General features: G+C 75.4%; 22 protein-coding genes. 5 read left to right on the forward strand and 17 right to left on the reverse strand.

Annotated elements, in window-relative coordinates; genetic code table 11:
• Positions 1–96: 96 nt before the first annotated feature.
• Positions 97–684, reverse strand: a complete 588-nt coding sequence (locus tag EBM89_RS04310; RefSeq protein WP_122148227.1) for a TetR/AcrR family transcriptional regulator — start codon at positions 682–684, stop codon at positions 97–99.
• 44 nt (positions 685–728) lie between these two features.
• Positions 729–2,444 (reverse strand): bifunctional 3'-5' exonuclease/DNA polymerase, encoded by a 1,716-nt coding sequence (locus tag EBM89_RS04315; RefSeq protein WP_233571531.1) that lies wholly within the window; start codon positions 2,442–2,444, stop codon positions 729–731.
• Between the two features lie 54 nt (positions 2,445–2,498).
• Here EBM89_RS04315 and EBM89_RS04320 point away from each other — a divergent pair, with 54 nt between their 5' ends.
• Positions 2,499–3,362 carry a PAC2 family protein gene (locus EBM89_RS04320; protein ID WP_122148228.1) on the forward strand — a complete coding sequence of 288 codons (864 nt, stop codon included), beginning with the start codon at positions 2,499–2,501 and terminating at the stop codon, positions 3,360–3,362.
• Between the two features lie 46 nt (positions 3,363–3,408).
• On the opposite strand, the gene EBM89_RS04325 is transcribed toward EBM89_RS04320, so the two are convergent.
• The 4 genes from EBM89_RS04325 to EBM89_RS04340 all read right to left on the reverse strand — a co-directional run bounded on the left by EBM89_RS04325 (position 3,409) and on the right by EBM89_RS04340 (position 8,384).
• Entirely contained in the window at positions 3,409–5,325 is a 1,917-nt protein-coding gene (locus EBM89_RS04325) for a glycoside hydrolase family 127 protein (RefSeq protein ID WP_122148229.1), read from the reverse strand.
• Positions 5,326–5,354: 29 nt separating this feature from the next.
• The gene (locus EBM89_RS04330) at positions 5,355–6,170 is read right to left on the reverse strand and encodes a carbohydrate ABC transporter permease (protein ID WP_122148230.1); all 816 of its coding nucleotides are present in this window, start codon (positions 6,168–6,170) and stop codon (positions 5,355–5,357) included.
• Positions 6,167–7,018 carry a carbohydrate ABC transporter permease gene (locus EBM89_RS04335; protein WP_122148231.1) on the reverse strand — a complete coding sequence of 284 codons (852 nt, stop codon included), beginning with the start codon at positions 7,016–7,018 and terminating at the stop codon, positions 6,167–6,169. The genes EBM89_RS04330 and EBM89_RS04335 overlap by 4 nt, the downstream gene beginning before the upstream one ends.
• A 103-nt stretch (positions 7,019–7,121) precedes the next feature.
• On the reverse strand, positions 7,122–8,384 hold the full coding sequence (locus EBM89_RS04340; protein ID WP_158609481.1) for a sugar ABC transporter substrate-binding protein: 1,263 nt from the start codon (positions 8,382–8,384) through the stop codon (positions 7,122–7,124).
• 196 nt (positions 8,385–8,580) lie between these two features.
• Between EBM89_RS04340 and EBM89_RS04345 the strand changes: the two genes are divergently transcribed.
• Complete coding sequence (locus EBM89_RS04345) at positions 8,581–9,591, forward strand: LacI family DNA-binding transcriptional regulator (protein ID WP_122148233.1); 1,011 nt, start codon at positions 8,581–8,583, stop codon at positions 9,589–9,591.
• A gap of 4 nt (positions 9,592–9,595) precedes the next feature.
• Here the strand turns inward: EBM89_RS04345 and EBM89_RS04350 are convergent, their stop codons facing one another.
• The 8 genes from EBM89_RS04350 to mshC all read right to left on the reverse strand — a co-directional run bounded on the left by EBM89_RS04350 (position 9,596) and on the right by mshC (position 15,727).
• The gene (locus EBM89_RS04350) at positions 9,596–10,531 is read right to left on the reverse strand and encodes a sensor histidine kinase (RefSeq protein WP_122148234.1); all 936 of its coding nucleotides are present in this window, start codon (positions 10,529–10,531) and stop codon (positions 9,596–9,598) included.
• Between the two features lie 20 nt (positions 10,532–10,551).
• The gene (locus EBM89_RS04355; protein ID WP_122148261.1) at positions 10,552–11,274 is read right to left on the reverse strand and encodes a response regulator transcription factor; all 723 of its coding nucleotides are present in this window, start codon (positions 11,272–11,274) and stop codon (positions 10,552–10,554) included.
• Positions 11,271–11,546: a DUF4190 domain-containing protein gene (locus EBM89_RS04360; protein ID WP_122148235.1), complete on the reverse strand. Its 276-nt coding sequence runs from the start codon at positions 11,544–11,546 to the stop codon at positions 11,271–11,273. The genes EBM89_RS04355 and EBM89_RS04360 overlap by 4 nt, the downstream gene beginning before the upstream one ends.
• A gap of 40 nt (positions 11,547–11,586) precedes the next feature.
• A complete protein-coding gene (locus EBM89_RS04365) occupies positions 11,587–12,075 on the reverse strand; it encodes a DUF3060 domain-containing protein (RefSeq protein ID WP_122148236.1) in 489 nt (162 codons plus the stop codon).
• The gene (locus tag EBM89_RS04370; RefSeq protein ID WP_122148237.1) at positions 12,072–13,280 is read right to left on the reverse strand and encodes an OmpA family protein; all 1,209 of its coding nucleotides are present in this window, start codon (positions 13,278–13,280) and stop codon (positions 12,072–12,074) included. Before EBM89_RS04370 ends, EBM89_RS04365 begins: the two co-directional genes overlap by 4 nt.
• A 132-nt stretch (positions 13,281–13,412) precedes the next feature.
• Positions 13,413–13,793 carry a GNAT family N-acetyltransferase gene (locus EBM89_RS04375; RefSeq protein ID WP_122148238.1) on the reverse strand — a complete coding sequence of 127 codons (381 nt, stop codon included), beginning with the start codon at positions 13,791–13,793 and terminating at the stop codon, positions 13,413–13,415.
• A 225-nt stretch (positions 13,794–14,018) separates the two neighbouring features.
• On the reverse strand, positions 14,019–14,333 hold the full coding sequence (locus tag EBM89_RS04380) for a hypothetical protein (RefSeq protein WP_147463446.1): 315 nt from the start codon (positions 14,331–14,333) through the stop codon (positions 14,019–14,021).
• Between the two features lie 131 nt (positions 14,334–14,464).
• Entirely contained in the window at positions 14,465–15,727 is a 1,263-nt protein-coding gene (gene mshC / locus EBM89_RS04385; protein ID WP_122148240.1) for a cysteine--1-D-myo-inosityl 2-amino-2-deoxy-alpha-D-glucopyranoside ligase, read from the reverse strand.
• A gap of 158 nt (positions 15,728–15,885) precedes the next feature.
• On the opposite strand from mshC, the gene EBM89_RS04390 reads away from it, so the two are divergent.
• Positions 15,886–16,866 carry a CorA family divalent cation transporter gene (locus EBM89_RS04390; protein ID WP_158609485.1) on the forward strand — a complete coding sequence of 327 codons (981 nt, stop codon included), beginning with the start codon at positions 15,886–15,888 and terminating at the stop codon, positions 16,864–16,866.
• Between the two features lie 6 nt (positions 16,867–16,872).
• Here the strand turns inward: EBM89_RS04390 and EBM89_RS04395 are convergent, their stop codons facing one another.
• Complete coding sequence (locus EBM89_RS04395; protein WP_122148242.1) at positions 16,873–17,754, reverse strand: undecaprenyl-diphosphate phosphatase; 882 nt, start codon at positions 17,752–17,754, stop codon at positions 16,873–16,875.
• Positions 17,755–17,863: 109 nt separating this feature from the next.
• Here EBM89_RS04395 and EBM89_RS04400 point away from each other — a divergent pair, with 109 nt between their 5' ends.
• The gene (locus tag EBM89_RS04400; protein WP_122148243.1) at positions 17,864–18,826 is read left to right on the forward strand and encodes an aldo/keto reductase; all 963 of its coding nucleotides are present in this window, start codon (positions 17,864–17,866) and stop codon (positions 18,824–18,826) included.
• 93 nt (positions 18,827–18,919) lie between these two features.
• Here the strand turns inward: EBM89_RS04400 and EBM89_RS04405 are convergent, their stop codons facing one another.
• Positions 18,920–19,216, reverse strand: coding sequence for a primosomal protein (locus tag EBM89_RS04405; RefSeq protein ID WP_122148244.1), 297 nt, complete (start codon positions 19,214–19,216; stop codon positions 18,920–18,922).
• A gap of 72 nt (positions 19,217–19,288) precedes the next feature.
• Between EBM89_RS04405 and EBM89_RS04410 the strand changes: the two genes are divergently transcribed.
• Complete coding sequence (locus tag EBM89_RS04410; RefSeq protein ID WP_122148245.1) at positions 19,289–19,537, forward strand: DUF5703 family protein; 249 nt, start codon at positions 19,289–19,291, stop codon at positions 19,535–19,537.
• Between the two features lie 62 nt (positions 19,538–19,599).
• On the opposite strand, the gene EBM89_RS04415 is transcribed toward EBM89_RS04410, so the two are convergent.
• Positions 19,600–20,952 (reverse strand): M20/M25/M40 family metallo-hydrolase, encoded by a 1,353-nt coding sequence (locus EBM89_RS04415; protein ID WP_122148246.1) that lies wholly within the window; start codon positions 20,950–20,952, stop codon positions 19,600–19,602.
• Between the last annotated feature and the right edge of the window lie 14 nt (positions 20,953–20,966).

Raw genomic sequence — 20,966 nt, forward strand, 5'->3', positions numbered from 1 at the left:
CGAGTGCCGCCGGGACCGTCGGACCGGCGCCCCGACCCGTCCCCGCACCTGCTCCTGTCGCCGTACCCGTGCCCGCGCGCACCGGGCCCGGTGCCGTCACCGGGCGTCCAGCAGGTCCACCGCGATCGCACGGGCGTGGCGGATGCGCCGGTCGTCGCCCTCCAGCCCGGCGCGGGACGTGCTGCCCTCCAGCAGGAACGCCAGGTGCTCGGCGAGCGCGGCGGCACGCGGCACGTCGTCGGGCAGCAGGTCGCGCAGGTGCGCGGCGACGATCGCCTCGACCTCCTCCTTCTGCGCCCGGATGGTGGCGCGTCCCGGATCGCCCGCGGGCAGCTCCCCGGCGGCGTTGAGCAGGCCGCAGCCGCGGAAGCCGTCGGGGTAGAACGCGTCGGCGTGGTCGAGGTACGCGTCGAAGACGGCGAGCACCCGGGCACGCGGGTCGTCCCCGGCGGCGGCGACCCGGTCGCGGTAGAGCGCCAGCCACTCGGCGTGCCGGGCGTCGAGGTACGCGTCGACCAGGTGCGCCTTGGAGGGGAAGTTGTTGTAGAGGCTCATCTTGGCGACGCCCGCCTCGGCGGTGATCGTGTCGACACCGGTCGCCGCGATGCCGTCGGCGTAGAACCGGGCGGACGCGGCAGCGAGCAGCCGCTCGCGGGCGGGTCGCCGCCTCGTGCTCGGCACCATCTGCCCGCCCTTCCGTTAAGTAGACCGTCCTACCTAACGAAGCGTCACACAGCATCCGCGTAGCTGTCCACCACCGAGACGTCGAGCGCGAACTCGACCGGGGTGTCCCCGAACAGCAGGCGGCCCGCCTCCACCGCCGCCTCGCGGACGATCGTCGCGACCTCGTCGGCGACGGGGGCCGGGGCGTGGACCATCACCTCGTCGTGCAGGAAGAAGACCAGGTGCGCCCCGCCGGGGACGTCCGCGAGCCGGGTCCGCAGCACGGCCATCCAGCACAGCGCCCACTCGGCCGCCGTGCCCTGGACGACGAAGTTGCGGGTGAACCGCCCCCAGTCGCGCGAGCGCCGCCGGGCGTCCCGGGCGTCCTCGGGCGCGGCGCCCTCGGCCGAGGCCGCCTGCCGCGCGGCGAGCCACGCGGCACCGGGCAGCGGCGACGAGCGACCGAGCCAGGTCGTGACCTGCTCGCCACGCTCCCCCGCGCGCGCCGCCTCCTCGACCAGCGCCACCGCGCGCGGGTAGGCGCGGGCGAGCTGCGGCATCAGCGCCGCGCTCGCCCCGGTGGTCGCTCCGTAGATCGCGCCGAGCATCGCGTACTTCGCGTGCTGCCGGTCCGGCACGATGCCGGCCGCGACGACGCCCGCGTACAGGTCCGCCTGCCGCCCTGCCGCCGCCATCGCCCCATCGCCCGACATCGCGGCGAGCACGCGCGGCTCGAGCTGCGCGGCGTCCGCCACGACGAGCCGCCACCCCGGGTCGGCGCGCACCGCGTCTCGGATGACGGACGGCAGCTGCAGCGCGCCGCCGCCGCTGCTCGCCCACCGCCCGGTCACGACACCCGCGGGCACGTAGTCGGGCCGGAACCGGCCGTGCTGCACCCACCGGTCCATCCAGACCCACCCGTTCGCGGACAGCAGCCGGGCGAGCTTCTTGTACTCCAGCAGCGGGTCGCGCACCGGGTGGTCGACCGCGCGGATCTCCGCGGTCCGGGTCGAGGCGACGTCGACGCCCGCCGCCCGCAGCGCGCGCAGCAGGTCGGGCTGCGAGTCCGGGTTCACGCCCGGCCGGTCGAGGGCCGCGCCGATCCGCTCGGCCAGCGCGGCGAGGCGGTCCGGGCGGTCACCGTCCCGCGCCGGGCGCGGGCCGAGCAGTCCGGTGAGCAGCGCGTCGTGGACGTCGGTGCGGAACGGCAGGCCGTCGTGCCGCATCTCCGCGGCGATCAGCGCGCCGACGGACTCGGCGGCCACGAGCAGACGCAGCCGGCCGTCGTCGCCCGCCTCGGTGAGGGCGCGGAGCTGGCGGGCGAGCTCGGCCGCGACGTCCAGGACGGGCACGGACTCCGGCGGCGCGTCGTCGGGCAGGTCGTCGAACAGGCTGGGCTCCGCGACCTCGGGCTCGTCCGGGTGCGTCGCGGGCGCCAGCAGGTCCCACGGTCCCTCGGGCGACCGGGCGAGGGTGGTCGCGGCGGTGCGGGTGCTCCGGCGCAGGACGGTGTGCGCGAGGCGCAGGTCGTGGGCGCGCCGCACCCGGACCCCGGCGGTCAGCAGGTCCGGGTACCACCGCTCGGTGTCCTCCCAGACCCAGCGCGGCGGGTCGGCGGCGTCCCGGGACTCTCGCTCGGCCACGACCCCCGGCAGGTCGGCGAGCCCCACGCGCTGCTCGGGGCCCAGGTCGCCGGCCGCCGCTGCCGCCGCGTCCGCGGCCTCGCGCAGCACGACGCCACCCGGACGCTCCGGGTCGGCGGCGACGAGGACGTGCGGCACGCAGCACATCATCCCTGCCGCGTCCGACACCCCCGCACGTCATAGGGTGGGCGGATGACCGAGCAGGCGAGCACCCCCGCGGGGCAGGACGAGCAGGGCCCCATCCTGCTGGCCGCGTTCGAGGGGTGGAACGACGCCGGGTCGGCGGCGAGCCAGGCGCTGGAGCACCTGCACGAGGTGTGGGGCGCCGAGCAGGTGGACGAGCTCGACCCCGAGGAGTACCACGACTTCCAGGTGAACCGCCCCGTCGTCGGGGCCGGTCCGGACGGGCGCCGCGAGATCACCTGGCCGTCCACGGCGGTCGCCGTCGCCACCGCGCCCCGCAGCGGCCGCACCGTCGTCCTGGTGCACGGCATCGAGCCCTCGATGCGCTGGCGCCGGTACAGCCGCGAGCTGCTGGACATCGCCGACGGCCTGCACGTCCAGACCGTCGTGACGCTCGGCGCGCTGCTCGCCGACGTCCCGCACACCCGGCCCATCCCGGTGACGGCGACCTCCGAGGACGCCGCCGTGCGCGAGGAGCTCGACGTCGAGTCGAACTCCTACGAGGGCCCGACCGGCATCGTCGGGGTGCTGCAGCACGAGGCCGCCGCGCGCGGGCTGCGCACCGTCTCGCTGTGGGCCGCCGTGCCGCACTACGTCGCGCACCCGCCGTCGCCCAAGGCGACTCTCGCGCTGCTGCAGCGCATCGAGGCGCTGACCGGCGAGAGCATCCCGCTCGGCGACCTGCCCGAGGACGCCGCGGCGTGGCAGGACGGCGTGGACGAGCTCGCGGGCGAGGACGAGGAGATCGCCGAGTACGTGCGCCAGCTCGAGGAGGCGAAGGACACCGCCGACCTGCCCGAGGCGTCCGGCGAGGCCATCGCCCAGGAGTTCGAGCGGTACCTGCGGCGGCGCGACAAGGGCGTCGGGGGCTGAGCGTCGGGGGTCGCCGCCCGCACCAGCGGACGACGACCCCCGACCTTCAGCCGACCGGCAGCCAGACCCGCATCGTCGACGGGCCGCGGTTCCCCCACGCGTGGTACGCCACGAGCGGCACCTCGCGCGCGTCCGGCACCGACGCGCCCGCGCGTCCGCCGTCGTCCGTCGCGCCGGCACCGGCGTACGGCCAGTCCTCCTCCGCCACGGCGACGACCTGGGCCCGCACCGTGACGGACCCGTCCCGCACCCGCGGCGTCCGGGTCGCGTCGACGCGCACCTGCGCGACGTCCACGCCGAGGTCGACCGACTCCACCGCGTAGACCAGCGGTCCGGCCTCGACGGCGACCTGGCCCCGCACCGCGTCCACCCGCGGGTCCGCGACGGTGAACCGCGGCGCGACGGGGAGGTCCAGGACGACCTGCCCCCCGGCGGCCGGGCCCGTGACGGCGACGTACCCGGGCGCGACCGGGAGGTCGTCCACGGTGGCGCCCGCGGCCCAGGCCGGGACCCGGAGCGTCAGGGTCCACGCGTCCGGCGCCTCCTCGACGGACACGACGACCCGCCCGTCGTGCGGGTACGCGGTCGCGACGCGCAGCCGCACCGGCCCGCCCGGGAGCGTCGCCGCGACGGTCCCGGCGGCGTACTGGTGCAGCTGCACCCCGTCGTCGTCGCTGCTCGCGACGTAGGCGCCGAGCGACGCGACGGTGCGGGTGACGTTCGTCGGGCAGCAGGACACGTGGAACCAGGGCGCCCGCAGGCTGGACGACGCGCGGGGACTGGCGACGTCCGGGTCCGGGACCTCGCCCGGGACGCGCTGCTGGAGCGGGTTCGTGTAGAAGAACGCGGTGCCCTCGGCCGACGGCGACGCAGCGAGCACGTTGAACAGCGTGCGCTCGACGGCGTCGGCGTGCCGGGCGTCGCCGGACTGCAGCAGCAGCCGGTGGTTCGCCATGACGGAGCCGATCCCGGCGCAGGTCTCGGCGTAGGCCCGGTCCGGCGGGAGCTCGAAGTCGAGGCCGAACGACTCCCCCTCGTGGTGGGCACCCATGCCGCCCGTCAGGTAGGTACGACGCGCGAGGGCCGACCGGACCTGCCGCTCCACGGCACCGAGCAGGTCGGCGTCACCGTCCTCGACCGCGACGTCCGCGGCGCCCGCCGCCAGGTACAGCGCGCGGACGGCGTGCCCGCGCAGCGTCGTGGCCGCGCGGACCGGCTCGTCGTCCTGGAAGTACGACCGGCCGAGCTCGATGTCGGCGAGCACCCCGTGCCCGCGACGCTCCACGAACAGGCGCGCCTGGTCGAGGTACCGGCGTTCACCGGTGAGCCGGTAGAGCTCGACCAGCGCGGGCTCGATCTCGGGGTGCCCGTCGACGCCCTGGCGCCCGTCTGGGCCGAAGACGTCGCACACGTGGTCGGCGGCACGGACGGCGACCCCCACCAGCTCGTCGTCGCCGTACGTCCGGGCCCGGGCGACGCCGGCCTGGATCAGGTGGCCGAGGCAGTAGAGCTCGTGGCCCCACTCGGGGTCGGACCAGCGAGCGCCCTGCCCGGGCCGGCCGAACATCGTGGACAGGTAGCCGTCCGGCTCCTGCGCGGCCGCGACCCGCGACGCCAGCGCCCGGAGCCGCCGGTCCAGGTCGAGGTCACCGGTGCGGCCGACCTCCCAGGACATCGCCTCCAGCAGCTTGTAGATCTCGGAGTCGGAGAACTCCCGCCCGCGGCGGCCCTCGGGCAGCGTGCCCGCGGCCGCGAGGTCGAAGTTGGCCGCCCAGCCCATCCGCTCCACCCAGTGCTCGGTGTGGGCGATCATCGCGGTGGCGTTGCGCTGCTGCAGGTCGCCCCAGAACCCACCATCGAGGTGGACGTCGGCGATCCCGAGGGGGCGCCAGCGGGCGGTGGACGGGACCACGGGGCGGCCGTGCTGCGCGGCGCGGTCGGTGCGGGTGGACGTGTCGGTCATGTCGCCTCCAGGGCGCGGTCGGGCGGCGGTCACTTCACGGCGCCGACGGTCAGGCCGTCGCGCAGCAGCCGGTAGGTGCTGCTGAACACGACGAGGATCGGGATCGAGGTGAGGACGGCCAGCGCCATCAGGCCCGGCCAGTTGATGCCGAACGCGCTCACCTGCTGGGCGAGCAGCGCGGACAGCGGGTACTGCCCGGGCGTCAGGTAGAAGTTCACGGCGTACAGGAACTCGCCCCACGCCAGCAGGAACGTCAGGGTCCCGACGGTGGCGACGCCGTTGCGGGCGACCGGCAGGACGACCGACCAGAAGGTGCGGAGCACGCCCGCGCCGTCGATGGACGACGCCTCCTCGATCTGCGGCGGCACCGCCCGGAAGAACGGCCGCAGCAGCAGGGTGGCGAACGGGGTGAGCAGCGCCGCGTCGGCGAGCACCACGGCGGCCGTCGTGTCGAGCAGCCGCCAGCCGCTGAACGCCTGGAACAGCGGGATGACGGTGGCGGTCTGCGGCATCATCTGCAGCACGATCAGCAGCCCGAGCGCCGCGGTGGGCAGCCAGCCGCGGGTGCGCGCCAGGCCGTAGGCCGCCGGGATCGCGATGACCAGGACCAGCGCGGTCGCGCAGGTCGCGATCGTCACCGACTGCAGCAGCGCCCGCAGCAGGTCGCCGTCCAGCGCCTCGACGTACGCCGTGGTCACGGGCCGGAACAGGAACGTGCGGCCCGGGTCGAAGACGTCGTCCGACGACTTCACCGACGTCAGGAGGATCCACAGGATCGGCACGCCGTACATTCCGGTGAGCAGGACCTTGGCGGCGACCGCCAGCGGGCCGGCCTTGACGCTCATCCGTCCGCCTCCTCGCGCTTGATGCTCCGGGCGTAGACCACGGCGAGCACGAGCACGCCGACGACGGCGAGCGCGGAGGTCGCCGCGCCGAGCCCGTAGTCGTAGCGGACGAACGCCTGCAGGTAGCCCAGGAACGGCAGGGTGTTGGTCGCGGTGCCCGGGCCGCCGTACGTCATCACGTAGATGAAGTCGAAGGACCGGAACCCGTAGACCAGGGTCAGGATCAGCAGCACGAGCGTGGTCGGGCGGACCGACGGCACCATGATGTGCCGGATCTGCTGCCACTTGCTCGCGCCGTCGAGCTGCGCGGCCTCGAACACCTCGGGGTCGATGGTCATGAGCGCCGCCCGGAACACCAGCGTGTTGAACGGGATCACCGCGAACGCGTTGACGAACGCGACGGAGAACAGCGCCCAGTGCTGGTCGTAGAGGAACGGCACCGGCGTGTCCCGCAGGCCGGTGCTCAGCAGCACCGTGTTGAGCAGCCCGGCGTCGTTGAGCAGGAACTTCCAGACCGACCCGTTCACCACCGGCGGCAGCGCCCAGACGAACACCATGAGGGCGAGCAGCCACGCCGACCAGCGGCCCGTGGTGCGCAGCGCGATCGCCGCGCCGAAGCCCACCAGCATGCCGAGCACCGTGACCACGACGACGAAGACCAGCGTGCGGCTGATCGCGGGGCCGGTCTGCCCGGTCTCGAAGCCACGGCGGACGTTGTCGAGGCCCGTGAGCACCCAGTCGGCGTTCAACGTGGCCGCGGTGACCTGGCTGACGGCCATCCGGACGAGCTGGACGAGCGGGTACAGGCTGAACAGGCCGAGGAACACGGCCGCGGGCAGCAGGAACACGATCCGGCTGCCGCCCCGACGACGCCGGGTCGTGGGGGCGGCGCCGTCCCGTGGAGCCCGCGGGGTCGTGACCGGCGCCGGGGTTACGGGTGCGGACACCTCGTCAGCCGATCTGGCCGGTGAGCGCCGCGACCGCCTGGTCGGCCGCGTCCCGCGGGGACTGCTGACCGCCGATGACCGCGGACCACGCCTGGCCGACGGTGAGCTGCACGTCCGCGACGGCGGCGGGCGGGATCGCGGGCGACGGGTAGCTCGCGCCGAAGTCGGCGATGGTGCGGGCGAACGGGTCGAGCAGGTCGTTGCCGGTCACGACGTCGGCCTGGGCGGTGTCCGCCCGGGACGGGATGGAGCCCACCAGGTCGGGCGCGAGCTCCTGGCCCTCGACGTCGAGGTAGGTGCTCTGCAGGTAGTCCCACGCGAGGTCCGGGTCGTCGGCGTGCGCGCCGATGGCCTGGCCCTCGCCCCCGAGGTACACCCCGCCCGTGCTGCCGAGCGGCAGCGGGACCACGCCGTAGGCGAAGTCGGCGTCGGACTCGGCGGTGCCGATCTGCCAGTTGCCGTTCTGCGCGAACGCGGTCCGCCCGGCGGCGAACTGCTGGAACGGCACGGTCTGGTCCCAGGTGACGGCCTCCTGGGTCAGCCAGCCGTCGTCCACCCAGCCGCGCACGCGCTCGAAACCGGAGGCCAGGGCGTCGGCGTCGAGGTTCTCGTAGTCGAAGCCCGCGTCGCTGATCCACGGGTACGCCTGCCACTCGCCCTGCGACTGCGGCAGCCCGGACAGCGTGATGCCGCCGTACCCGGCGTCCGTCGCGGCGGCCATGGCGTCCTCGAGCTCGTCCATCGTGGTGGGCGGCTCGACGCCGATCTCGTCGAGGATGTCCTGGTTGTACCAGAGGCCCAGCAGGTTCACGTAGCCCTGCACGGCGTACAGGGTGCCGTCCACGCGGTGCAGCACGGAGTCGGGGAGCTGGTCGGCGTCGGCGAAGCCGTCCCACTGCTCGTCCAGCGGGGCGAGCGCCCCGGCGAGGGCGAGGGTCGCGGCCTCCGCGCCGTTGAACACCACGACGTCGGGGCCGGTGCCCGCGCCCGCGGCCGACACGAGCTTGGAGTTCATCTGGTCGTACGGGACGTAGACGTTCTCGACGGTGGCGTCGTGCTCCGCCTCGAACTTCTCCTGGTAGGCGTCCATGAGCGCGACCTGGTTCGGGTCGGAGAAGTAGTGCCAGACGGTGACGACGCCGTCGCCCCCGCCCTCGCCGTCGGACGTGGCGCCACCTCCCCCGGCGCTGGTCCCGCCGGAGCAGGCGGTGAGCCCGAGCGCGCCCGCGGCGGCCAGGGCGATGAGGCTGGAGCGACGTGCGTTCATGCGGACCGGTCTCCTCGTCGAGTGCGGTCGGTGGCCGGGCGTCGGTGCCGCGGCCATCGGTCGTGCGTCGCCCGGGACGAAACGTCCCGAAACGGTTTTCGGGACGCTAGCACCGCGATGATGTCCCGGTCAACGGGGTCCCCGGGCGAGACGTTTTCGTCGTACGCTGCCCACCGAGCACCAGGAGGGGGCACCCATGACCACCGACGCACCCGGCAGACGCCAGGTCACGCTGCGCGACGTCGCGCAGCTCGCCGGCGTCTCGGTCGCCACGGCGTCCAAGGCGATCAACGGCAAGGCCGAGGTCAGCCCCGACACCCGGCGCCGCGTCCTCGACGTCGCCGAGCGGCTGTCGTTCACGCCGAACGCCCTCGCCCGGGCCATGCTCGACGGGCACACCGGGACGGTCGGCCTGCTCACCCACGACCTGGAGGGTCGGTTCTCGCTGCCGATCCTCATGGGCGCCGAGGACGCGTTCGGCGCCGGGCGGTCCAGCGTCCTGCTCTGCGACTCCCGGGGCGACGCGATCCGCGAGCAGCACCACCTGTCCACTCTGCTCGGCCGCCGGGTCGACGGGCTGATCGTCGTCGGGTCGCAGACCGACGCCCGACCCCCGCTGGGCAGCGACCTGCCCGTCCCGGTCGTCTACACGTACGCCCCGTCCACCGACCCCGCCGACGCGTCCGTCGTCCCCGACAACGTGACCGCGGGTCGGATCGCCGTCGAGCACCTGCTCGCCACCGGCCGCCGCCGCATCGCCCACGTCTCGGGCGACCTCACGTACGCCGCCGCGACCGACCGGGCCGCCGGGGCCGACGCCGCCCTCGCCGAGCACGGGGTCGAGCGCGTCGGCCCGGTCCGGTACGGGTCGTGGTCCGAGGCGTGGGGCCGCTCCTGCGTCGCGGCGCTGCTGGAGCAGGACGTCGACGCCGTCGTCTGCGGCTCCGACCAGATCGCCCGCGGCGTCCTCGACGCGCTGCACGACCGCGGGGTGCGGGTGCCCGACGACGTCGCCGTGATCGGGTTCGACAACTGGGAGCCCATGATCGCCGGGTGCCGGCCCGCGCTGACCAGCATCGACATGAACTTCCAGATGATGGGCCGCCGCGCCGCCGAGCGGCTGTTCGCCTCGCTGGAGGACCGCGACCCGGGCGGTGTCGAGACGGTGACGCCGCGCGTCATCGTCCGCGAGTCGACCGGCGGCTGAGTTCTCAGCCGACCGGCAGCCGCAGCCGCGCGCTGGTCCCCCGGCCCGGCCGGGACCGCAGGGTCACGCTGCCGCCGTGCCGCTGGGCGACCACGCGCACGAGCGCGAGCCCGAGGCCCGAGCCCGGCGTCCCCCGCGCCCCCTCCCCGCGGGCCAGCTCGTCGAAGACGAGGTCGAGCTCGTGCTCCGGGATGCCCGTCCCGGAGTCGGCGACCTCGACCACCACGACGCCGTCGTCCTCGGAGCCGCGGACCTCGACGCCCGAGGTGACGGGCGAGAACTTCAGCGCGTTCGCCAGCAGGTTCGACACGGCGAGGTACAGCAGGTCGACGTCGCCTCGCACCGTCGGCAGCGGCCACGGCGCCCGCGGCATGCTCACGACCACCGTGCGCGGCACGCCGGAGGCGGCGGCCTGGTCGGACAGGTCCGCCACCGCGTCCCGCACCACCTGCTCCAGGTCCACCTCCTCGTGCTCAAGCGGCCGGGTCTCGAGCTCGGCGAGCTTGCGCAGCTCCGCGACCAGCCCGGACAGCCGCAGCGTCTGCTGCTGCAGCGTCGCGTGCGCGCGGGCCCGCGCCGGGTCCAGGGCATGCGGGTCCGGCACCACGCCGGGCAGGGCGGCCCGGATCGCGGTCACCGGGTTCTTCATCTCGTGGTCCAGGCGGGCGAGGAACCGGCGGTGCGCCCCGCGCCCCGCCTCCTGCCCCGCGGCCTCCCCCGCCATCCGCGCGGCGGCGACCGCCCGGCGCCGGTCGGCCACCAGCGCGAGCGCGGCCGCCAGCACCGCCCCGAGCGCCAGCCCGCTGCCGGCGAGCACGACCGGCAGGGGTGCGCCGACCAGCACCCGCAGCGACCGGCCCGACACCAGCACCACGACCGCGGCGAGCAGGCCGAGCAGGACCGGCACCCCGACCAGCACGACAGGCAGCACCCGTCGCACGCCCGGAGGGGGCGTCGGGGTCACGGTCGCGCCCCGCGCCGCACCGGACCGCAGAACCGGTAGCCGAGCGACGGCACCGTCTCCACGAACCGCGGCGCCGCCGCGTCGTCGCCCAGCACCCGGCGGATCTCCGCGACGCGGTGGTCCACCGCGCGGCTGCTCACCGCGAGCTCGAACCCCCACAGCGCCTCCAGCAGCCGCTCGCGGGTGTGCAGCTCGTCGGGGTGGGTCATCAGGTAGTCCAGCAGCAGGGACGCGCGGGGTGTCAGCGTGACCTCGCGGCCGTCCAGCCACACCCGGCGCGCCGTGCGGTCGAGCAGCAGCCCACCGCTCTCGAGGCGCTCGGCCGCCGCCAGCGACGGCTGACCCGGCACCGCCCGGCGGAGCACGGCGCGCACGCGGGCGTGCAGCTCCTGGGGGTCGAACGGCTTGTTCAGGTAGTCGTCGGCACCCTCGTCCAGCGCCGCCGACCGCTCGGAGGACTCGCCGACCTGGGTCAGCAGCACCACCGGGGTCCAGTCGCCCGCGGCTCGCAGACGACGCACGACCGAGCGCCCGTCGAGGCGCGGCATCAGCACGTCGCAGACCAGGATGTCCGGCCGCCACCGGGCGTGCGTCGCGAGCGCCTCCTCGCCGTCCGCAGCAGTCGCCACGTCGAGCCCGCTGCGTGCGAGGAACGACGCCAGGCCCTCGCGCACCGCCTCCTCGTCGTCCACGAGCAGCACCCGCGGGGCGCCCGTCACGACGCGCCGCCCCACACGACGAACCCGGCCACGACGAGCAGCAGCACCAGCGCGTACGCCGCCGCGGCGAGATAGCCCAGCACCAGCCCGACGACCGCCAGGGCGGTGCCGCCGTCACCGGTGCGCCGGATCTGCGCCAGCGCCACGTGCCCGGTGACGACCGGCAGCACGGCGAACCCGCACAGCCCGAGGACCAGCGTCACGACCGCCAGCGGGTTGGTCCGGCGCGGCGCGACCGGGTACGGGTACGGGTACGGCTGGGGTGCGCTCACGGGGTGCTCCTCGGCTGGGGCCGGGGGTCCGGGGACCGGGTCACGGGGCGGCCGTGCCGTACGTGCCGCCTGCGGCGTGGTCCGTCACCCGGGGGCTCCCGCCCTCCCACGCGACGGTCACGTCGGCGGCGTCGATGGTCACGGACGCCGCGCTGCGCACCACGACGGTCGCCCCGGCGCCCGCGACGACCAGGTCAGTGACCTCCCCCGCCACGACCACCGCCGCAGCGCCGGACACGGTCAGGGTCGCGCAGTCGTCCACGACCTCGGCCGTCGTCCCGGCGACCGGGAGGTCCAGGTCGCCGCCGCCGCAGGTGTGCTCGGTCCTGAGGTCGCGCAGCAGGTCGGCGCGGGTGGGCAGCCCGGTCGCGGCGCTGGTCCCCCCGGGCAGACCGGGCTTGGTCGGGTCCGTCGTGCCGGGCGCGTCGGCGGGTCGCGTGGCGTCGTCGTCGACGACCTCCACGCTGCACCCGCCCAGCAGCACCGCCGCGCAGCCGAGGGTGAGGACGCCCGCTCGCAGGCGCGTCACGACGTCACCGACGGCAGCAGGATCTCCACCCGGCGGTTGAGCTGGCGCCCCGCGGGGTTGTCCTGGCCCGCGACCTCGTTGGGCGCGACCGGCTGGTCCTCCCCGCGGCCCACCACGTCGAAGGCGGTGGTGACGCCGCGGTCGGCGAGCGCGGCGGCCACCGCGTCCGCGCGGTCCTCGGACAGCCGCTGGTTGAGCTCCGCCGAGGACACCGAGTCGGTGTGCCCCGCGACGGTGCCCGCGGGTGAAGCGACGTCGGCGAGGGCGGCGGCGAGGGTGTCCAGGGCGGCGGCCGCGTCGGGCCGGATCTCGGCGGAGCCGAAGTCGAACAGCACCCCCGCGTCGAGCGTGAGCGTCGCCCCGCAGGACTCCACGGGGGCGATGACGCCCATCGACGGGAACGCCCCGAGGGGCGGCACGACGGGCAGCGGGTCCACCTCGACGGGCACGCCGTCCACGGTCCCGGTGCCATCCCCCCAGTTCTGGACGACGAGGTCGCCGTCGTCGTAGAGCCCGGAGCCGTCCCCGTAGTTGACGACCCGGGTCGCGCCGTCGGTGTACAGGCCGGAGCCGTCCCCGTAGTTGACGATCGAGCGGTCTCCCCGTGCCCACGATCCGGACCCGTCGCTGTGGATGGTCACCGCGGTGGTGCCGTCGTCGTACAGCCCGGAGCCGTCCCCGTAGGCGACCACCTGGGTGCCGCCCGCGGAGTACGTCCCGGACCCGTCGCCGTAGACGGTGACCGTGGTGCCGGCGATCGTGTAGGTCCCCGACCCGTCGCCGTAGTTGACGACGCCGCCGTCCGGACCGGTGAACACCCCGGACCCGTCGCCGTACGCGAGCAGCGCGCCGCGGCTGGACTCGACGGCGCCGGTGGTCGCGTCGCACCGCGTCGGGGTGACGGTGATCCCGGGCAGGTCGCCCACGGCCGCGTCCAGGTCGAGCGCGAACCCGGCGAGCGACGCGTCCAGCATCGACAGGTCGGGCAGCACCACGAGCGGGACGGGCGGGATCTCCCCGGGCGCGTACCCGGTGACGGCGGGGCGCGCGTCCCGCTGCGCCGCGGAGGCGCTCGGGGTGGGCGCGGCGGCCTCGGCGGGACGGTCGGCGGACCGCTCGGGGGTGGGCTTCCCCGCCGAGCACGCCGGGAGCAGCAGCAGGGAGACGGTGAGGGCGGCCGCGCGGACGCGGGTGACGGCTGGCATGGCAGCACCGTAAGCGACATTCCGGACAGGGAGGTCGCGGGTCCGTCGCGGCGCTGTCGCAGTCCTGCGACAGACGCGACCTGCGGCATCACCCGACGGAGTGACCCCGCGGCGGGTGCGGCCGAGGGCCGGTCAGGCCGGCGGGACGTGGAAGTACGGCGCGCGGGTCACCGGCACGAAGTCCGCCGACCGTGCGAGGCGGACCGACCCCGCGTTGTCCTCGCGGCAGGACCACACCGGGACGAGCCCCGCGGCGCCCACCCGCCGCACCATCGCCGTCGCCGCGAGGCGGGCGAGGCCGCGCCCCCGGTGCACGGGGCGGGTCTCGATGCCGATCTCCAGGCGGTCGTCCCACCGGTAGCAGGCGAACGCGACGGCCGCGGGCTCCCCGTCCTGCTCGACCACGACGCCCCGCCCGCACGCAGGAACGCGGCGGCGTCCGGCCAGAACGCCGCCGGGACGACCGCGCCGGGGAAGCCCAGGCCCTCCGGCCCCGCGTCGCGGACCCCGCACCCCCGACCAGCGGCAGCGGCCCGCTGCCGGACGTCGGGTCCAGCGCGAAGTTCACCCGTGCGTGGCGTCGCACCCCGCCGGTCCCGGGCGCGTCGTGCGCGACCGCGCCGAGCGCGCCGTCCCAGTCGAGGCCGTGCCAGCGCGGGTCGACCTGCAACCACTCCCCCGAGCCGCCCGCCGCGCGGCCCCGGACGTGCGCGACCACGTAGCCCAGGACGGGGCGACCTAGGTCCCGGACGGCGGACGGACCTCGGCGACCGTCTCGCCGACCAGCACGCGGTCCGGCGGGCAGACCGGCCCCGGGAGGACCGTCTCCACGCCGGAGGCGCGCCGCACGACGACGTCACCGTCGGTGCAGCCGTTCTCCAGGAGCAGCACCCCGCCGTCGCCGGTGACGTCGTGCTCCTGGCCGTCCACCACGACCACGACGTCCTCGGGGCCTGTGTTGCTGATCTCCAGGTCGCCGGGAGCGCTGCACGCCGCCAGCGCGACCACGCCCAGCACCGTCACACCGAGCACCCGTCCTGCGTCGCGTCCCACGTCTGCCCCCCTCGCGCCCATGATCCGACGCCGCAGACGCTAGCGACGGCCCGACCCGGTGGGGGCGGCGTTCACCACTCCCGCCACCGACGCGCGCACGACCTGCGCCGACGCGGGCCGCGGCGTGCGCGCTACAGCCGGACGCCCAGCAGGGCGTTGACAGCGCGGGCGATGACGCCGGGCGCGCCCTCGACGGTGTCGGCGTCGGCCACGCCCGTGAGCGAGCGCTCCGCCCACGCGTCGACGGCCCGCAGCGCGCGCGGCGCGTCGAGGTCCTCGGCGAGCGCGGCGCGCACGGCCGCGAGCGTGCTGTCGGGGTCGGGGCCACCGTTGCCGGACACGGCGGCGCGCCACCGCTCCAGGCGGGCCTGCGCGGTGCGCAGCACCTCGTCGGTCCACTCCCAGTCGGTCGCGTAGTGGTGGTCGAGGATCGCCAGGCGCACGGCCATGGCGTCGACGCCCTGCTCGCGCAGCCGGGAGACGAGGACGAGGTTGCCGAGCGACTTGCTCATCTTCTCGCCGTCGAGCCCGACCATGCCGGTGTGCACGTGCGTGCGGGCGCCGTGCCCGGAGTCGAGCAGCCGGGCGTGCGAGGTGCTCATCTCGTGGTGCGGGAACCGCAGGTCGGAGCCGCCGCCCTGGACGTCGAAGGGCAGCCCGAGGCCGTCGCGGGCGATGACGGCGCACTCGATGTGCCAGCCGGGGCGTCCGGGGCCGAGGTCGCCGCCGTCCCAGGAGGGCTCGCCGGGGCGGGCCGCGCGCCACAGCAGCGGGTCGAGGGGGTCGCGCTTGCCGGGGCGGTCGGGGTCGCCGCCGCGCTCGCCGAACAGGGCGGACATCTGCGCGCGGTCGAACCCGGCGACCCGGCCGAAGTCGGGGTCGGCGGACAGGTCCGCGTACACGTCGCCGCTGCCCGCGCCCGTGGCGTCGGGCGCGCCCACGACGTAGGCCCCGCCGGAGGCGACCAGCGCCCGCACCGCGGCGGCGACGTCCGGGACGGACTCGACCGCGCCGGTGTACACGTCCGGGGGGACGACGCCGAGCGCCGTCATGTCCTCCAGGTACAGGGCGGTCTGGTCGGCCGCCAGGTCGCGCCAGTCCACGCCGGTGGCCTCGGCGCGCTCCAGCAGCGGGTCGTCGACGTCGGTGACGTTGGACGCGTACCGGACGCGCTTGCCCTCGTCGAGCCACCCGCGCACCAGCAGGTCGAACGCGACGTAGGTCGCGGCGTGGCCCATGTGGGTGGCGTCGTACGGGGTGATGCCGCAGACGTAGAGGGTGGCGTCGGCACCGGGTGCCGCGACGACGAGGTCCCCGGTCGACGTGTCGCGGACACGGACCGGACCTCCCTGGCCGGGGAGCTGCGGGATCTGCGGGGCGGGCCAGGTCAGCACGCGCCGAGCCTAACCGCCGCGACGGCTCCCCCGGTCCCGGGGCCTGCCCGCCGTGACGCACGCCACGGGCCCGCGGTGGGTGTCTCACCCGTCGGCATGTGGGAGACGGCGGCGTGGCGGGGCGCGCGACCGGGCGCACCGGCCAGCACAATGCCTCCGTGGAGAGCGCGTGGGTGCAGGGCGGGGACGGGTGGACGGCGACGCCGCCGGACGGGTTGCTGGCGCTGCTGGCCGCCCCGGAGCCCCCGGCGGCGTGGGTGCACGTCGACTCGGTGGACCACCTCGCCGAGGCGGCCCGCCAGGCGGGGCTCCCGGAGTCCGTGGTGCGGCGCGCGGTCGAGGGCGGGCTGTCCGACGACCCGCGGCACCCGCAGGTGCGCAAGCTGCCCGGCGGCGGGCAGTACCTCGTGAGCCCGACGCTGGCGTACGACGGCCGCACCCGGGACGTGACGACCGGCCTGTGGGCGGCGCTCGTCGTGGACGACGTGACGATCACCGCCGAGGAGGGCGGCACGGGGCTGCTGGACGACGTGCTGGAGCACCTCGCGGACGCCGAGCGGCTGCCGCAGGACAGCACGCACCAGGTGTTCGCGGCGGCGCTGATGGCCCTGGTGCACCGCGCGAGCGCGGTCGAGGTGGGCATCGGCGAGGCCGTCGCCGACGTCGAGCAGCAGGTGTTCACCCCGGGCACCCCCGACCCGGCCGAGGTGGTCTACGACCTCAAGCGGGAGATCGCGGAGGCGCGGCGGGCGCTGGTCCCGCTGCTCGCGGTGCTGCCGGAGCTCATCTCCGAGGAGGAGGACGCGCGCCGCGAGACCCGCACCATGCGGTGGCTGCGGCGCCTCGACACGGCCCTCGGCAAGGTCGACCGGCACCTCGACGGCCACGACGCGCTGCTCGGCGACATGCTGTCGGTGCACCTGTCGCGGGTGTCGGTGCGGCAGAACGAGGACATGCGGAAGATCTCCGCGTGGGCGGCGATCATCGCCGTGCCGACGCTGGTCGCCGGGATCTACGGGATGAACTTCGACCACATGCCGGAGCTGCACTGGCTCGCGGGGTACCCGCTGGCGCTGGTGCTCATGGCGGGCGCCGCGACGGTGCTGTTCCGGCTGTTCAAGCGGTCCCGCTGGCTCTGAGGCGGCTCAGGCGCCGGCGAGCGGGTCCAGCACGCCGCTGACCAGCAGCAGCGCCACGACCACGGCCAGGCCGATCCGGTAGACCACGAACGGCCGGTACGAGTACGTCGAGACGATCTTCAGGAAGCCGATGATCACGACGTACCCGACGACGAACGCGATGACCGTCGCGAGCAGCGTCACCCCGAACCCCGGGGTCCCGGCGTCGCCGAACGACCCGACGCTCTTGGCGAGCTGGTAGAGCCCGGACCCGAGCACCGCGGGGATGGCCAGCAGGAACGAGTACCGCGCCGCGGCCTCCCGGCTGTAGCCCATGAGGCGCCCGGCGGTGATCGTGCCGCCGGACCGGGACACGCCCGGGACCAGCGCCATCGCCTGCGCGAGCCCGAAGTACAGCGCGTGCCGCGGGGTGAGGTCGGTGAGCTGCCGCTCGCTCGACGCGCGGCGGTCCGCCCAGTCGAGGACCAGCGCGAAGCCCGCGAGGGTCAGCACGATCAGCCACAGGTTCCGGAACGGCTGCTCGATGGCGTCCTGGAACAGCAGGCCGAGCACGACGATCGGGATGGACCCGAGCGCGATGTACCAGGCCATCTGCGCGTCCGGGTCCCGGCGACCGCCCACCGGCGCGCCCGTGCGGGACCGCCAGTCCGTGCCCAGGTCGCCGTGCACCGCGCGCCACCAGGCCACGCAGATCCGCGCGATGTCGCGGCGGAAGTACAGCAGCACCGCGGTCTCGGTGCCGATCTGGGTGATCGCCGTGAACGCCGCGCCCGGGTCGCCGGAGCCGATGAGCTCGCCGACGATCCGCAGGTGCGCGCTGGACGACACCGGCAGGAACTCCGTGAGCCCCTGCACGAGGCCGAGGACGATCGCCTCCCAGACGCTCATGCGCGGGGACCGGTCAGGGAGGGGGTGTTCGCTGCCACGAGGCGCCACGATAGCGGCTGGCCGCACCGACCTGCCCGGACGCCCGCCGTCTCCCCGATACCCTCACAGCATGGAGAAGCGCCTGCTCGGACGGACCGGCCTGCGGGTCTCGCACCTCGGACTCGGCACGCTCACGTGGAGCAGGGACACCGACGAGCACGACGCCGCCGAGCAGCTGCGGGACTTCGCGGACGCCGGCGGCACGCTGGTCGACACCTCGGCGTCCTACGCGGACGGAGGCGCGGAGGAGCTGCTGGGCTCCCTGCTGGGCCGGGTCGTCCCCCGCGACGAGGTCGTGCTGTGCACCAAGGCGGGTGTGCGGCGCACCCCCGAGGGCGGGGTGGTGGACGCGTCGCGCGGCGCCCTGCTGGACACCCTGGACGCCTCACTGCGGCGCCTGGGCACCGACCACGTCGACCTGTGGCTCGTGCAGACCCCGGACCCGCGCACGCCGCTGGCCGAGACGGTGTCCGCGCTGCGGCGCGCCGTCGACTCCGGGCGCGCCCGGTACGTCGGGCTGTCGAACCACGCGGGCTGGCAGGTCGCGCGCGCCGCGACCCTGCTCGGCGAGGACCCCGGGCTCGCCGCCGTCGAGGCCGAGTACTCGCTGCTGCAGCGCGGCATCGAGCGCGAGGTGCTGCCCGCCGCCGCCGACCTCGGCGTGGGCGTCCTCGCCTGGTCGCCGCTCGGACGCGGCGTGCTCACCGGCAAGTACCGGCGCACCGTCCCCGCGGACTCCCGGGCGGCGTCCCCGCACCTCGCCGGGTTCGTGGAGCCGTACCTCGGGTCCGTGGCCGCCGCCGTGGTCGAGGCCGTCGTCATCGCCGCGCAGGGCCTGGACCGGGCGCCGCTGGAGGTCGCGCTCGCCTGGCTGCGGGTGCGCACGCAGGTCGCGTCCGCGATCGTGGGCGCCCGCACCCCCGGTCAGCTGCGGGCGTCGCTCGCCGCCGACGACGTCGAGCTGCCGCCGGAGATCCTCCGGGCGCTGGACGAGGTCAGCGCCCCCGCGCTGGGGTACCCCGAGCGGCGGTGACGCCGCGCCCGACCGTCTGCACCGCCCGCACCGTCGCCGCGCCCGACCGCTCGTGAGCGGTCCGGGCGCGCGGTGGTCTGGGCGGGGGCGGGTTCAGCGGTGCAGCGGGACGTCGTCCTCGTCGTCCACGCCGTCGGCGTCGACGTCGACCGCGTCGTCGTAGTCGTCCTCGTCGTCCTCGTCGTCGTCCTCCTCCGCGAGGTAGAACGGCGTGGCCTCCCCGTGCACGGTCCCCAGCGCCTCGTCGTACACCTCGAAGGCGTCCGCGAGCACGTCGTACGCGTCGTCCACGCGCGGGTCGTCCTCGTCCTGCCGGGTCGCGACAGCGGTGTAGTGCGCCTCGAGTGCGGCGATGAGGCGGTCCAGTGCCGCGCGCGGGTCGATTGCCATGCGATGACCGTAGCGCCGCACCAGGCACAATGGCACGCACGATCCACCCGAACGGGAGAGGTAGGTGGTGGCATGGCCCGCAAGGACCCGGCCACGGGACGCCCTTCGAGCCTCGAGGCGGCTCGCCAGTACGAGTACCGCGTCCTCACGATCCCCCGCGCGACGAGCCGGAACGAGGCGTCCCGGCTGCTCACGGACGAGGCCGAGCACGGCCGCTGGGAGCTCGCGCGCACGCTGCTGTACACCGGCGGCGAGCGGAAGGTGTGGCTGCGCCGGCGGATCATCCGGGTGCGCAGCACGCTCAGCACCGGCACGGGCTGACCGACGACCGCCACCCCGCGCGCCCCGTCGCCCCCACGGGCGGCGCGGCGCGCGGGCTCGTCTCAGGCCTGGCGCAGCAGCCCGTCCAGCACGCGGACGCCGAACCGGAGCGAGTCCGTCGGGACGCGCTCGTCCACGCCGTGGAACAGCGCGGTGAAGTCGAGGTCCGCGGGCAGGCGCAGCGGCGCGAAGCCGTAGCCGTGGATGCCCAGGCGGGCCAGCGACTTGTTGTCGGTGCCCGCGGACAGCATGTACGGCAGCACGACCGCCTCGGGGTCCTGCTCGCGCAGCACGTCGGTCATGGTGTCGACCAGCGCACCGGTCGCGGGGACCTCCAGGCCGATGTCCAGGTGCTCGGGCTCGACCCGGACGTGCGGGCCGGCGAGCTCGCGGACCTTCGCGAGGACGGCCTCGTGGTCGCCGGGCAGCGGCCGGACGTCGACCGTCGCGGTGGCCCGACCCGGGATGACGTTGGTCTTGTACCCGGCGTGCAGCTGCGTCGGGTTCGCGAGCGTCCGGATGGACGAGCCCACGAACCGCCGGGCCGGGCCGAGCGCCCCGATGAGCCGGTCGATCGCCAGCGGGTCGTCCACGTCCAGCGGCAGGCCGGTGAGGTCCGCGACGCCCTCCAGCAGGCTCAGCACCGTCGGGGTGAGCCGGGTGTCCCACTGGTACGCGCCGATCCGGGCGATGGCGCCCGCGAGCTCGGTGACGGCGTTGTCGGCGTTCACGGCCGAGCCGTGGCCCGCGGTGCCGTCCGCGATCAGGCGCAGCCAGGCGATGCCCTTCTCGGCGGTCTGCAGCAGGTAGGCGCGCCGCCCGTCGACGTCGACGGAGAACCCGCCGACCTCGGACACGGCCTCGGTCGCGCCCTCGAACAGCTCCGGCCGCTGGTCGACGAGGTACCGGGCGCCGAACTTCCCGCCCGCCTCCTCGTCGGCGAACATCGCGACGACGACGTCCCGCGCGGGCTTGCGGCCCTCCCGGACCATCTGCCGCACGACGGACAGGATCATCGCGTCCATGCCCTTCATGTCGACGGCGCCGCGACCCCAGACCATGCCGTCGAACTCCTCGCCCGCGAACGGGTCGACCTTCCAGTCCTTCGCCTCGGCGGGGACCACGTCGGTGTGCCCGTGCAGCACCAGCGCGGGGCGGGACCGGTCCTCGCCCTCCAGGCGCACGACGACGTTCGCGCGACCCGGCTCGGACTCGATGAGCTCCGGGTCGAGGCCGACCTCCTGGAGCAGGCCCATCACGTGCTCGGCGGCGGCGCGCTCGCCGGGCCCGGAGCCGTCGCCGTAGTTGGACGTGTCGATCCGGATGAGCTCCTGGGCCAGCCGGACGACCTCGGCCTCCGCGGCGCTGGGGGCACCCGTGGGCGCGTCGGTGCTGGTACGGCCGTCGGGAGTCATGCCCCCACGGTACC

Origin of the sequence: Cellulomonas triticagri (genome assembly GCF_003696205.1) — a bacterium.
In the GTDB taxonomy this organism is placed as follows: domain Bacteria; phylum Actinomycetota; class Actinomycetes; order Actinomycetales; family Cellulomonadaceae; genus Cellulomonas; species Cellulomonas triticagri.